This window comes from Pseudomonas congelans (assembly GCF_900103225.1).
Classification (GTDB): Bacteria; Pseudomonadota; Gammaproteobacteria; order Pseudomonadales; family Pseudomonadaceae; genus Aquipseudomonas; species Aquipseudomonas congelans.
In genome coordinates, this window is sequence record NZ_FNJH01000002.1 from 725,865 (window position 1) to 739,793 (window position 13,929).

11 protein-coding genes are annotated in these 13,929 nt (G+C 59.6%); 8 read left to right on the forward strand and 3 right to left on the reverse strand.

The features are described from left to right. The first annotated feature begins 90 nt into the window (after nt 1-90). From BLR20_RS10355 to BLR20_RS10385, 7 genes are all read left to right on the forward strand, one after another. Nucleotides 91-357, forward strand: coding sequence for a YebG family protein (locus BLR20_RS10355; protein ID WP_003365454.1), 267 nt, complete (start codon nt 91-93; stop codon nt 355-357). Nucleotides 358-1,062: 705 nt separating this feature from the next. Beyond that, complete coding sequence (gene wecB, locus BLR20_RS10360) at nt 1,063-2,313, forward strand: non-hydrolyzing UDP-N-acetylglucosamine 2-epimerase (RefSeq protein ID WP_025991112.1); 1,251 nt, start codon at nt 1,063-1,065, stop codon at nt 2,311-2,313. A gap of 164 nt (nt 2,314-2,477) precedes the next feature. Further along, entirely contained in the window at nt 2,478-4,694 is a 2,217-nt protein-coding gene (locus BLR20_RS10365) for a cellulose biosynthesis cyclic di-GMP-binding regulatory protein BcsB (protein ID WP_054993161.1), read from the forward strand. A 12-nt stretch (nt 4,695-4,706) separates the two neighbouring features. Continuing rightward, a complete protein-coding gene (locus BLR20_RS10370; RefSeq protein ID WP_054993160.1) occupies nt 4,707-6,827 on the forward strand; it encodes a glycosyl transferase family protein in 2,121 nt (706 codons plus the stop codon). Then, nucleotides 6,824-8,788 carry a bacteriophage N4 adsorption protein A gene (locus BLR20_RS10375; RefSeq protein WP_054993159.1) on the forward strand — a complete coding sequence of 655 codons (1,965 nt, stop codon included), beginning with the start codon at nt 6,824-6,826 and terminating at the stop codon, nt 8,786-8,788. The genes BLR20_RS10370 and BLR20_RS10375 overlap by 4 nt, the downstream gene beginning before the upstream one ends. A 31-nt stretch (nt 8,789-8,819) precedes the next feature. Further along, nucleotides 8,820-9,692, forward strand: coding sequence for an alpha-amylase family protein (locus BLR20_RS10380; protein ID WP_054993158.1), 873 nt, complete (start codon nt 8,820-8,822; stop codon nt 9,690-9,692). Nucleotides 9,693-9,773: 81 nt separating this feature from the next. Then, a complete protein-coding gene (locus tag BLR20_RS10385) occupies nt 9,774-10,577 on the forward strand; it encodes a SirB1 family protein (protein ID WP_010437617.1) in 804 nt (267 codons plus the stop codon). Between the two features lie 231 nt (nt 10,578-10,808). Here BLR20_RS10385 and BLR20_RS10390 read toward each other — a convergent pair whose 3' ends face one another. The 3 genes from BLR20_RS10390 to BLR20_RS10400 form a co-directional block, all read right to left on the reverse strand. After that, nucleotides 10,809-11,366: a hypothetical protein gene (locus tag BLR20_RS10390; protein WP_054993157.1), complete on the reverse strand. Its 558-nt coding sequence runs from the start codon at nt 11,364-11,366 to the stop codon at nt 10,809-10,811. 212 nt (nt 11,367-11,578) lie between these two features. Continuing rightward, nucleotides 11,579-12,490 carry an SDR family oxidoreductase gene (locus tag BLR20_RS10395; protein ID WP_032615863.1) on the reverse strand — a complete coding sequence of 304 codons (912 nt, stop codon included), beginning with the start codon at nt 12,488-12,490 and terminating at the stop codon, nt 11,579-11,581. 111 nt (nt 12,491-12,601) lie between these two features. Then, the gene (locus BLR20_RS10400) at nt 12,602-13,054 is read right to left on the reverse strand and encodes a flavodoxin (protein ID WP_032615865.1); all 453 of its coding nucleotides are present in this window, start codon (nt 13,052-13,054) and stop codon (nt 12,602-12,604) included. A 206-nt stretch (nt 13,055-13,260) separates the two neighbouring features. Here BLR20_RS10400 and BLR20_RS10405 point away from each other — a divergent pair, with 206 nt between their 5' ends. Continuing rightward, the gene (locus BLR20_RS10405) at nt 13,261-13,866 is read left to right on the forward strand and encodes a hypothetical protein (protein ID WP_003365472.1); all 606 of its coding nucleotides are present in this window, start codon (nt 13,261-13,263) and stop codon (nt 13,864-13,866) included. Nucleotides 13,867-13,929 lie beyond the last annotated feature (63 nt).

Below are 13,929 nucleotides of genomic sequence, written 5' to 3' on the forward strand. Positions count from 1 at the left end.
TCAATGCTTTGCATACCCGCTGGTCAGAGCACAAAGCGCTGAACGTCCGGGTCTAGCCCTTTCAACACTGGATAAGACGACGAGGCCAAAATGGCTGTTGAAACCCTTTACCGCAGTACCCGCGATCTGGAGACTACTTTCGTGGACCGTAAACTCGCCGATGCGCACGACCAAATGCTCGAGCTGGCCGAGCTTCTCACCGACGTCCTGATCAAGAACGTGCCGGGGATCTCGGAGAAGCATGCAGAGGACGCGAGCATTTACATGGCGAAGAATCGCGCCGTGTTCGCAGCGGCTTTCAAGAACAACGCGACCGCGCTCAGCGAGCTGTCGGAGCCGGCCGAGGCGAAAGACTGATTCCGCTGTGGGCTGCGACTCCCCTCATTGCGAGGGGGTCGCCAATCATTCTCATTTAAAGGCTGGGCAATCATTCGTATTGCTGCTACAACTCAATACTGTATATGCCGCACAACTTGAACAGTATCTAAGCCCATTCCTAACATCCCGTCTGCCTGTCAGCGTGTCAAACTCGATACCTAATCAAAGTTCCCGACCGTCATTATATTAGCGTCATTTTTGTGAACCCCTTCTCTCTTCCTGTCATTAAACAGGCGTCAGGATTCTGCTGTAGTGACGCATGCCTCAGCGCTGCCCTTTTTGTTGGAGCTTTTTGCCATCAGCCATAACTATCGCGGGTAGGCGGGCATTCAAAGCAGTCGGAAAAGCGTTACTGAAAATCTCTGAAAGCCCCGTATTCATTGGTCATAACGTCATTTTTCAAAAAAACAATCCTGTACTGACCGTGGTGAAATTCTAAAGTTCATACCCATCATTACTTTGAAAAATACTTAATAAAACGTTTTGCTTTATTATCTTGTTCTGTTAATAATCCCGACAACTCCGGGTAACAAGGCATATTGCTACATTCACACTGAAGTGAACATCGAGCCACAAACTCCGATCTTTCCGCCCGAGAAATTCATCAACTCGCAAACGACCAAGCTGTTCTCAGCCTGGTTTTTTTTGCTGCTGTGCGGCGCGCTAAAGGCGCGGGAGGAAATAATGGCTGGTCTGCACCCCAGAATGAAGGTCCTTTCCATTTTCGGTACTCGTCCGGAGGCCATCAAAATGGCTCCCCTGGTCAGAGCACTGGCTGCAGAGCCAGGTATCGACTCAAGAATCTGCATTACCGGGCAGCATCAAAGCATGCTGCAACAGGTGCTGGACATGTTCGAGCTCAAAGCCGACTACAGCCTCGATGTGATGCGCCCCGATCAGACACTGAACTCGCTGACAGCTGCGCTTTACGCGGCGATCGACCCGATTCTGGACGAGATGAAGCCGGACAAGGTGCTGGTTCACGGCGACACCACATCGGCAATGGTGGCGGCCATGTCGGCCTTTCATCGCCGCATCCCCATCGGCCACGTCGAAGCAGGCCTGCGCACCGGCGACATCCGTCAGCCATGGCCTGAAGAGATGAACCGTCGTTGCATCGATCTGATTTCCGATCACCTGTTCGCCCCCACCGCCGAGTCGCGCCGCAACGTGCTGGGCGAGCGCCTGCAGGGAATCTCGTTCGTGACCGGTAACACCGTGATCGACGCCCTGCACCTGACCGCGCAACGAATCGACAGCAACCGTCAGTTGCGCCACGCTCTTGATCGCCAGTTTTCGTTCCTGGTGCCCGAGCGCAGAGTATTGGTGGTGACCGGTCATCGTCGCGAGAACTTTGGCGACGGCTTCCTGAACATCTGCAAGGCGCTGGGCGAACTTGCCAGACGCGATGACATACAGATCGTCTACCCGGTGCACCTGAACCCCAACGTGCTGGGGCCAGTGACCGAGCACTTGGGCGAACTGCCCAACGTGCACCTGATCAAACCGCTGGACTACCTGTCGTTCGTGCGCCTGATGCAACGCGCTCACGTGATCCTCACCGATTCCGGTGGCGTGCAGGAAGAAGCGCCGTCGCTGGGCAAACCGGTATTGGTCATGCGCGATGTCACCGAGCGCCCGGAAGCGGTCGCCGCAGGCACCGTGCGCCTGGTGGGCACCGAAACGGACGCCATCATTCGTGGGGTGAACGCCCTGTTTGACGATGACGTCCTGTGGCAGAACGCCTCCCGCTCAGCCAATCCTTATGGCGACGGCAAAGCCAGTTCACGGATCGTCGATGCCCTGATGGGCCGTCCGGTGGATGAATTTGTCGCCGAGCTGCCGCGTCAGCGCCAGGACCCGGTGGACATGCAACTGGATACGCGAATCAAGCCCCAGCACGAACATGCAGAGTTGCGCTCGATGGCCAGTTAGCACGAAGGACGCGCAGGTAGCGCAAGCAAACCCTAAAAATCCGCAGGAAGCAGTCCGCAAACGATACGGGCACCCGGTTCAGACCGAGTGCCCGAAAAACGTTGTAGCAGACCGGCGCCTGTATCAAGACCCAATGGCCTTGAGCCTTTACCGAGATCTGCACGATGAAATCTTCCGTTGCCGTAAACATGGGCGCGTTTGGCGTACTTGCCTGCGGGGTGAGCCTGCTGGCTCTGATGCCTGCATTCGCCCTGGCTGCCGAAAGCCCGCTGACCCAGGCGATCAACCGAATCACTGCCGACAATCGCCAGGAGAGAGTGGTCGAACTGAGGGAGCTGGGTATTGATCGCCCGATCATCCTCAATGCCAGCGATGCCCGCCGCGAGCTGTACCTGCCGGTGCCTGCCAATGTGCCGTTGACCGAGGCCACGCTGAATTTCGATGCCAGCTATCTGAACGGCGAGGCAGGCCGCAACACGCTGCTGCTGTCGCTGGACGGTTATCCGGTACGTGCGCTGGGCCTCAGTGAAGAACAGGGCAACGCCAGTGCGACACTGGGCGTCGACAAGGCAGCGCGCGAAAACGGTTCTGTGCGGCTGGGGATTGCCTGGTCGTCGGTGATCTCAAAAGTGCTCTGCGAAGATGAACGCGCTATCGGCAACGTGTTGCGCATCGATCCGCACACGCGCCTGACCTACAGCTACGACGCCAGCCAGTTGCAGGACGTCGGCGCAGTATGGAATGCACTGCCCGGCAAGCCCGGCCTGCTGGTTGCACCCGGCACATTGTCGAACGCCAGCTACGATGCCGCCTGGCGTCTGGGCGTAGCGCTGGAGCGCATCGGCAAGCAGGCACGCATCCTGCCGTTCCCTGCGGTTCAGGACAGCGTGGACCTGAGCGGCCTGACTATTCCGGCAGAACTCAAGCAGATCCCGGCGTTTGCAGGGCTCGAAGGCAAGGGCCAGTACACCCTGCGCGACCCGGCGGAAATCGGTGCATTGCTGATGCTCGGCCAGACACCGGCCTTGCAGGCCGACCTGGCGATTAGCGATCCACAGCTGCTCAAGGCAATCGACGACGCCATGGACGCTCTCCAGGCGCAGGTGCAAGGTCTGGATGCTTCGGCCGCCAGCGCATTGGGCCAATGGCGCGAACGTCATATCAAAAAGCCGCTCGCCAACAGCGCCGGGGATGACGTGAGTCTGGCCCTGCTGGGCAATCGTGCACTGCTGATGATCAAGCCGGAGTCGGCCGACAAGGCCATCGGCCTGTTCAGTTCGGCGTGGAACAAGCTGGCGCGCAATCGCCAGCTGACTATTGGCGAAGAAGCCGCCATGCCGCTGAGCGAAGACGGTCGCATCGCACTGACCCGCCTGGGCGGCAAGCCCGGCACGGTGGATGTGCTGGCAAAAACCGACTGGAGCGCCTCGTTCCCGCTGGGCAGCGTTGCCTATGACGGTCGCGTACCGGTGACTGCGATGATCGATATCGCTGCCGCCCCCGGCGCATCGGGTACCCCACCGGTTGCCACGCTGTTCCTCAATGATTACCTGATCGGTGCGATGCAACTGACTGCCGATGGCAAGAAAGAGCGCATCGAAGCCCGGATTCCGCAGTACGCACTGGCGGCGCAGAACGTCCTGCGTGTGTCTTTCCAGCGTCAGCCAGTCAGCAACCAGTGCCTGGAAACGCCGCAGGCGTTCCCGATCTCGGTACTGCCGACCAGCCACATCGTGCTGGACAAGGTAACGCCCGACGAAAACTTCTCGGGCATGGCGGCACGCTTCGCCACCGACACGCAGATCATGGTGCCCAAGGGCTATCTTGAGCGCCCGACCAGCAGCCTGCCGCAAGTCATCCGCATCGCCAGCGCCTCCGGCGTCTCGCCGTTGCGTGCACAGCTCAGCGTCAGCGATGACGCCAGCGTCGCCGTGACCCCGGCCAAGTCTTTCCTGGCCTTCGAACTGCCCATCAAGGACGGCGCCGAGTCGGTCAAGGCCAGCAACGACGGGCATCTGCTGATCAACCACAAAGAGCAGACGCTGCTCGACCTCAAGTCGCTCAACCACCTGGCTTCGCTGCAAGTGATCGAAGCAGGCGGCCAGCACGGCATGATCTATCGCACGCTGGGCGGTCAGACCCCGGTTTTCGAACGCCCGGTACTGCTGGAACGTGGCAACGCCGCGCTGCTGGCTGACAGCGGCCCGGTCGCCACCTTCGACGCCAAGGACCCGACCGGCAGCCAGATGATCGAGGAGGAGGAAAGCACCGGCATCGACGCCTGGCGCAAACCGTCGCTGCTGTGGCTGATCCCGGCCGGCATCGTACTTTTTCTCATTCTGTTGCTGGCTGGCCGTAGCGCCCGTCGCAATCGCTCGTAACAGGCCGCCGCAATGACGTCGCTCTATTGGCCTTACTGGCTGGCCCATTACTACAGCGTGCTGGAAGTCGCGACGATCGTTGTCGGGCTGATCATCCTGGTATCGAGTATCGATGACCTGTTCATCGATATCTGGTACTGGTCGCGGCGGCTGTACCGCAAGTTCACCGCCGAACGTCGCTACCGGCCACTGACTGCCGAGCAGTTGATTGCCCGCGACGAGCAGCCGCTGGCAATCATGGTCCCGGCCTGGCTGGAATACGACGTCATCGCGCCGATGATCGAAAACATGGTGTCGACGCTCGACTATCAGAACTACGTGGTGTTCGTCGGCACTTACATCAACGACCAGCGCACCATCGATGAAGTGGAGCGCATGCGTCGCCGCTACAAGCAGTTGCACCGCGTGGAGGTGCCGCACGCCGGCCCCACCTGCAAGGCCGACTGCCTGAACTGGGTGATCCAGGCGATTTTTCTGTACGAGAAGACTCATTCCGTACAGTTCGCCGGGACCATCCTGCACGACAGCGAAGACGTGCTGCACCCGCTTGAACTGCGCCTGTTCAATTACCTGCTGCCACGCAAGGACATGATCCAGTTGCCGGTCGTGTCGCTGGAACGCAACTGGTACGAATGGGTGGCCGGCACCTACATGGACGAGTTCGCCGAATGGCACGGCAAGGACCTGGTAGTGCGCGAAAGCATGACGGACACCGTGCCTTCGGCTGGCGTCGGCACTTGTTTCTCGCGACGTGCGCTGATGGTACTGGCGGATGAAAACCAGAACCAGCCGTTCAATACCGAAAGCCTGACCGAGGACTACGACGTCGGCGCGCGGCTGGCGAAGTACGGCATGCAGGCGATCTTCGTACGCTTCCCGGTGCAATTCCGGGTGCTGCGCAAATCGTGGTTCCGCAAGCCTTATGAGTCGACGCTGGAAATGCCGCTGTGCGTGCGCGAATTCTTCCCGGACACCTTCCGCACCGCCTTTCGCCAGAAAGCGCGCTGGACGCTGGGTATCGGTTTGCAAGGCTGGGAGCAAATGGGCTGGACCGGCTCGCTGGCCAATCGATACCTGCTGTTTCGGGACCGCAAGGGTGTGGTGACATCGTTTGTCAGCATCCTTGCTTATGCCATCCTCATTCAATTGCTGGTGCTGATTGTGCTGCGCTCCAGCGGGCTGTGGAACACCAGCTTTCCGACGCCCTTTGAAACCACCGGCCTGATTCAGTATCTGCTGGTGGCCAACGGCATCGCGCTGCTGTGGCGGATCCTGCATCGCTGCTACTTCACCACCGTGCTTTACGGTTGGCAGCATGGCTTGCTGTCGATACCGCGCATGGTGGTCGGCAACTTCGTCAACTTCATGGCTGCGGCTCGAGCCTGGCGGATGTTTCTGGTGGGCAAGGTGCTCAACCGCAAGCTGGTCTGGGACAAGACCATGCACGACTTTCCGTCCTCCGACCTGATTGCCGTCGCGCCCCGCCGTCTGGGTAGCGTGCTGCTGTCCTGGCAAGCCATCAACGACGAAAAACTGCAGACCGCACTGGCCGAACAACAGACCCGCCAGCTGCCGTTGGGCAGGATTCTGTTGAGTCATGGCTGGCTCGACGACGAAACACTGGCTGAGGCCATCGCTTTTCAGAACGACCTGCCGCGCGTGTTCGACATTGCCGGCAAACGTTCGACAAACGATGTGCTGGCCGATGAGTTCTGCCTGCGCTGGCGTGTCGTGCCGTTGCAAAGGAATGCGCTGGGACGCCAGGAAATTGCAGTGGCCAGCCCGCTGCCGCCTGACGGTCTGCAGCAGATTACCGAACAGCTGGGTGCCGAGCCGGTGCAGTTGATTGCCCGTGAGAGCGACATCGTTGCGCAGTTGCGTCAGTTGCAGGTGGTCGAGGGTCAGCCGCTTCCAGCCAGGGCGCCATTGCTGGGCGATCTGCTGATCGAGCAAGGCCTGCTGGACCGCGAAGTGTTCCAGAAAGCCATGCTCGGCTACCGTCCGCATGTGCATGGCCGGATCGGCGATTATCTGGTCGACATCGGCGTGCTGCCCAGAGAAACCATCGAACAGGCTGTGGCACGTCAGCACAACCATTACCGATCTGACGATCAAACGGAGCAGCCACTATGAAGCGCCCCTTCATCCTGTCGCTGCTGGTGAGCGGCCTGGGTCTTGTCGCACAGCTCAGCCAGGCGGACACACTGCCCCTGCCGTTGACCGGACCCGCCTATGCCATCGCCAACGAAGCCTACATGGCCTACAACCGCAAGGATTACGACCTGGCCATCGCCAAAGCCAACGAAGCGTTGCGTCAGCGCGGTGACGCTCAGCAGTTGCGTGACCTCATTACTTTGGCCGAACGCGACAAGTACCGCCGCGATCACCCGCAACGCGCTTACAAGACACGTCCTCAACCTGGCTATCTGGAAGGCAATCAGGCGCTGCGCGCCTACGCCAAGCGCGACTACGACGGCTCGGCCAGTCATGCGCGCAAGGCCATTGCCCAGGCACCGAAGAACCTCGATTACCGCATGATGCTGATCGAGGCGCTGCAACGTCAGCAGCGTCTGAATGAGGCACAGGCAGCCATCAACGATGCCGAGCAGGCGCTGGGGCCGCAACAGGTCCTGACGCGTCGTCGGCAGGCGATTCAGGAGCAGGTGGCGGTCGATAAGGCAGCCACCGGCTATAAGGCACTGGCACGCGGTGATAACGAAACTGCAGTCACCGAAGCGCGGGAGGCTGTGCGCAGTTTTCCGAAACAGATGGCCTACCGCAAGCTGCTGGTCAGCGCGCTGATTGCCCAAGGGCAGTATGCCGAAGCGCGCTCTGCAGCCACCGAAGCGCTGGCGCTGAACGGCAACGACGCCACCCTGCTCGTCCAACGCGGACGAATGCGTCAGCGCCTGGGCGATCAGGACGGTGCACGTCAGGACTTCGCCCAGGCAATGGCGGTCGGCAACCTGCCCCTGCGTGAACAGGCCTCGTTGTATGCCGCCATGGGCCAGCCGAGTGAGGCGCTGCAACGTCTGCAGCAAGCTCGCGATGCGGGCGAACTGCAACCCGGCGATGAAGTGCAGATTGCCTATTTCCTCAGCCAGGCGGGCGATGATCAAGGCGCGCTGGATACGTTCAAGCGTGTCGATCGTCAGTCGGGGCTCAAGCCCCGTGAAGTGCAGGATGCCGCCTACAGCGCGATGCGCACGTCGGACGATGCGCAGGCCATCGCCTACTTCAAACGCGTGCTCGATTACCAGCAAACCGGCGATCTGCAGATGCCCGTGCAACAGGTGTTCGACACCCGACGCGCCGTCTCTGATCTGTCCCGTGAATGGGGCCTGACCAACACCACGACTTATCGGGGTGCCAGCACCAGCAGCGGCCTGAGCGGCGCACCCGGCGGCAGCAATGACAGCGTGCAAAACAGCACCGAAGTGTTCTGGCGCCCCTTCGGTTACCGCAATGCGCGCTTCGTCGAGCTTTACGGGCGTATCACCGACACGCTGTGGAGCAAGGAAGGCGACTCCGACACAGGCGCGGACGCTTTGCAGGGCGCGCTCGGTATCCGGGTCAAGCCGTTCAGCGCAGTCAACGTGATCGGCGCCTTCGAACGCACCTTTCCGCTGGGCAACTCAAACGCCGATGGCGACTGGCTGGTGCGCCTGGGCTACGGCTCGAGCATCGGCACCGATCTGCGCGTCGATGTACCCAGCTGGTGGACTTCGCAGCTGTATGCTGAAGGCGGGCGCTATCTGCAGGACAAGCGCAACTACTTCAACAGTGAGTGGCAGGTCGGGCGCAGCTTCCGTCTGGACAGCATCAGCCCGCGGCTGGTGGTGTTCCCCCACGTGGTCGCCGCAGTGGACTACGATTCAAAGATGCGCAGTGAGGTCGACAGCCTGGGCCGTAGCAGCACATCATCCGGAAACGCTGGCGGGCTAGGCGTCGGTACGGGCGTGCGGTACTGGTTCCGTGAGGACAAATACAAGGCACCACAGTCGTACGTCGATGTCTCTGTGCAATACCGCGAGAAAATATTTGGCGATGACCGTGCACAAGGCGTCTTCGCACGCATGACGTTTTCGTGGTGATCCGCGCCCGTCATCCATCAGGGAGTAATGTTTGAAGGCTCTGGCCGCACTGCTGCGACAGGCAACATTGGTCAAGACCTCGGTGGCCGCCCTACTGGTGGGGGCGATCGCCCTCGGCACCAGCGAGCTGTATCTGCTGATCCAGCCCAAGGGCCCGGGGGTCGTCGGCATCGTCTGGCAACCGGATAACGCAACGGTAGGCATAAGCGGCAACTGGGACAGGCTCGGCGCGAGGCAATTGCTCGTGCAGTGGACGGCGGTCGATGAGCAGTCGTTCATACCGGGCACCTCGATGGCCAGTGTGCCGGTGTTGCCGGACTGGACACGGATCGGCAAGGAGCCGTGGGCGCAGGAGGTGATCCTCGGGCTGGCCGGGTACTTCAGCGAAACCCGCTCACGGGACAATATCGAGCAACTGGCGGTGCTTTCGGCGCAACTGGCCAAGGTGAAAACGCCGCTCAATGTTACTGGCTGGTACTTCCCCGCCGAGGTCGATCCCAGCTGGAGTCGTGCCAAGGAGTTACCCGCACTGCTGGCGAAGCTGCCCAGACCGTTATGGATCAGCGTCTACGATGGCGCCAACATCGGGCCCGACGCAACGGCGGACTGGCTGAAAACCTGGCTGCCGGACGATATCGGCGTGTTCTTTCAGGATGGCGTGGGCGTCTATGCGCGCACCGCTCCGGTTGCCCGGACCTACGCCGACGCCCTGCGCAAACGGCTGGGCAAGAATCGCGTGAGGATCATCGTCGAAGCCTTTCGCCCGCAGGTAGGCGGCGGCTTCCGCCCGGCAACGGCGGCCGAACTGAAACCGCAGATCGCAGCCTTCGATGGCTATCCGCTGTACCTGTTCGACGGTCCGCACTATGTGACACCCGACCTGATAGAGGCTCTGAGCAAGTAGAAACAAGTGGCGCTGGACGAAATTCGCGCACGGGGCTACAAAGAGTCTTCGCACTGGATTTCGAGCCGCACGGAGTGGTCAATGACGCCACGTCAGCATTGCCTGGCCTGCCTGCAACAGACACCGCCCTCGGTGTTTGAAGCTGCGTTATGGGTGTCGACCGAACATGACGCGCACTTCGCGTGGCATGAGGTGATGAACGAAATGGATCAGTTGCAGCGCCAGATAAGCGCGGCGCTGCCTGTCCTGCCTGCGCCTGAACTTGCACAACCGCTGTTGCGACAACTCAACGCCCTGGGTTTTCAGCAGGATGACTGGAATCCTCCCAAACCCGATTCGGCCCTTTTGCACAAGATCGTGCAGCAACGTCGAGGCCAGCCACTGGGACTGGCAATGATCGCGCTGGAGATCGCGCGGCGACTGGACATTGCGATGGAAGGCGTGAATTTTCCAGGTCACTTCCTGTTGCGCGTGCCAGGCGCCGATCACCTGCTCGACCCCTGCAGCGGACGCAGGCTCTATCCCGCTGACTGCCGCGAGCTGTTGATCAGACAGTTTGGCCCGACCCTGCAACTGCGCGCCGAGCACATGACACGCGCCACCCCGATCAGCATGCTGCAGAGGTTGTCGCGCAACCTGCGGCACCTGCACCAGATCAACGATAATGTCCTCGCGGCGCTGAAGGACGCCGACCGCATCGTCGAACTGGGCCAGGCCACCAGCAGTGATCATCTGGCCCGCGCCAGTCTGTACCAGTTCCTTGAATGCCCGCAGGCCGAACGCTTCGATCTGGAACGCGCGCTGTTGCTCAGTGAAGACCCACTGCAAAGACTCCAGCTTGCCGAGCGCCTGAGCCGTTTAGCGGTAAACCACCGCGTTCATTGAGCGCGCTGCTCATTCGCTGCGAATTGTTACCTGTCGGGTAATGCTGCATATCCTGTGCGGGGATTTTTCGGACGTCTGATGGCGGTTAACCTGCGCGCGTTAAATCGACGTGGATTTGCAAGCTCCCTTGATCCTGCGTTTTGTTTGGCCGCCGTGCAGTTCTCTGTGCAGCGGCCTTTTTTATTACCCGCAGGTTTTGGCACTCTTCGCGTTTATGCCATGCAGCGTGCCTCAACCCTTGGCATTCGGCGTTCTTTTCATCAGCCCCTTGTTTTCCATGTCCTTGATCTTGCGCATCTCGTAACTGTCGCCCGAGTCGGCAAATGCCTGAAGGTTCTGCATGATATGGATGGTCTTGATGTAATCAGGCAATAGCGCCTTGGCGTATGGATCGCCGTTCAGCGCCTTCTCTTTCATTTCGATGATTCGGTTGGCAAAAAACTCCAGCGCGTTGATTTCCTTGCTGGGGTCGATCACTTTGCCTTTTTTGTCGAACTCGTCGCCTGCGCGACTCATCAACTCGGCGGTGTGATTATCAATCATGCCGAACTTGTACAGGATCATCCCCGCCCTGTTGAGATCCTTGGGGGTTATCTGTTCGGGATTGAAGCCCTTGAACAGCGGCTTCATCTTGCGCTTCTCCATCGCCAGAGCATTGAGCGCGATCGAACTTTCGCCCACCTCCTGAAGCACCTGGGTTACCTGTGCCGCGGCCTTCTGGACCTTGACTCGTTCAGGAGGCGCCGCGACGTTTACCGGCGGAAAATCGCCCCATATTGATTTGGCCATGTGTCACTCCAGATATGAATGTGTTCGAACTTCATATCGGAGCCAGCGCGGCATGGTTGATAGGCGTGCAAAAATCCATACCCAACCTACTGGACCACAAGAATACTCTTACATAACTCGGTGAAACTTCTCATACATAATCAAGCCGTCAGCTTGAACAGGCGCGCACGTTCAACCGATACCCACGGTCTTGCATCAACTCTAGAGGCTGGTTATTCAACGTACTTCTGCAGGTTGGCCATCATTTCCTTCAACGCCTCGCTGGTGTCGGCAGGGTGCGCTGCATTGGCGAAATCACCAATCGCCTGCCAGTGCTCCGCAACGTCATCCGGGCTGAAACCTGTCTGCGGGTCGAAGCAGGCTCCCTGACTGCGCTGCCAACGGACCTTGCCGATCCAGCCGCCGCCCACTTCGAACAGGTCTCCACTGCTCTGGCATTGCTCGCTGCCCAGGTAAACCACCAGAGGGCTGACCAGTTCGGGCTTGAGCAGCTCGAAGACATTGGCAGGGATCAGGCCCTCGGTCATGCGTGTGCCGCCCGTTGGCGCTATGGCGTTGACCAAGATGTGATTCTTGCGACCCTCCAGCGCGAGGGTGCGGGTCAGCCCGTAAAGCCCCAGCTTGGCCGTCGCGTAATTGGACTGCCCGAAGTTGCCGTAGATGCCGGACGTCGATGACGTGAAGATCACCCGTCCATAATGCTGCTCGCGCAGATAAGGCCAGGCGGCACGGGTGACTTTGTAGGCCCCCTCGACATGCACGCGGTAAACCAGGTCCCAGTCGGCGTCCTCCATTTTGGCGAAGGTCTTGTCACGCAGGATGCCGGCGTTGTTGACCAGCACATCAATACGCCCGAACGCGTCAAGCGCATGCTGCACGATGCGGTGGCCCTCGGTCACCGAATCATGGCTGGCTATAGCAGTGCCACCTGCCGCGCAAATCTCCGCCACAACGCGATCGGCGGCAGACGCGCTGGCCCCTTCGCCATGCGCAGAAACACCCAGGTCGTTGACCATCACGCGCGCGCCATGTTTCGCAAACAGCAGCGCATGAGCCCGACCCAGCCCACCACCAGCGCCGGTCACAATCACGACTTTATCGTCAAAACGCACTGACTCGCTCATCGCAGGCTCCATGCCTCAGGAATACGTTGCGATGAGTGTCGTCCACGCCCTGCATAGTCACAATCAACACGCGCTGTGCTGAATCATGCCCGATAAAGCAGCGCGATGTTTTCAGCCCAAGTGCTTGATGAACGCTTCCAGCCACGGCTCGGCGTCGGTTTCCGGAGTGACGCTTTCGCTTCCGTCCAGACGCAACATGTCCTGTACTTCGGTAACACCTATTTCAGCGAACAGTTCGCGCATCTGCTCACCGCCTGCACAGAAGGTGTCGCCATAACTGGCATCGCCCAGTGCTATCACACCGCCGGGCAATCCGCGCAGTTCGCCTGGCAGCCGGTCACGCAGCGCTGAATAAAGAGGCATGAGGTTATCGGGCAACTCCCCCATGCCGGTAGTCGATGTCACAGCGAGTATCGCCTGAGGCTCGAAGGCGAGCAGATCAGGCAGCATGAGCCGCGGATTGACGAGGGTTTCATGGCCGGCGGCACGCAACAGTGCAGCGGCGTGTCTGGCAACTTCTTCGGCCGATCCGTAGACCGTTCCACACACAATGGCGACTTTCATGGTTATTCCTGCAGCAACTTAAAAAAGTGAAACATTATGCCTTAGAATGCCGTCTGAATTTTCTACGGACCATTCTGCCTTCGGTCTGCCCGAAGAAGCACAGCAGAGTTGAAACACTTAAATGAAAAAATATGATGGATGGCCAGAACACTTTGCGGAATCAATGGTCTTTGTTCTCAATAACCGGTTAGACCGAGCCTCCGCCCATGCAACCTGATTCTCTTCTCACCCAGGCTGAGCTGGATTTCATCCAGAGCATGCACCGCAATCCCCAGCTCAACGTACGTGACAGTACGCGCAGCCTGCTGGTCAATGGCGGCATCCAGATTCAGGATCTGCTCACACGACTGGCCGCTCATGAGCAGGTCACGATCCATGCGCAGTTCGAGAATCAGCAGATGAATTTCCCTCTGCACCTGGTCGAGGACGAATTCCACGCATTGCATCTGGAGCTCGGCGCGCCGAGTATTTTCGAGGAAGGCCCGAAGATCCGCCCATGGCGGCTTGTGCTTGAAGAGCCGATCCCTCTCGAAACCGAAAAGGGCGCACTGACGGCGCTCTGGGTTCACGAGCTGTCGTTCAAGGGCGTGCTGCTCGAGTACCGCAAGGAAGGCAAGCTGCCGAGAAACTTTTCCGCCTGGTTCAACCCGCCAGGGCAAGCGCCTATTCCAATGCGCGGCAAGCTGGAGCGAATGATCGGGCAAAACGTCGGTGCCTATCATTTCAGCAAACATGGCAAGGACGATGCGGAACGCTTGCGCCAGTACATCCTGCAAGAGCATCGTCGCAAACATCCATCCTTGCACAAGTAACCCGCCTGCCCGGCAACGCTCTACCGGTCTCTCAGCGTTTCAGGAATAATCCTTGCTTGCTGT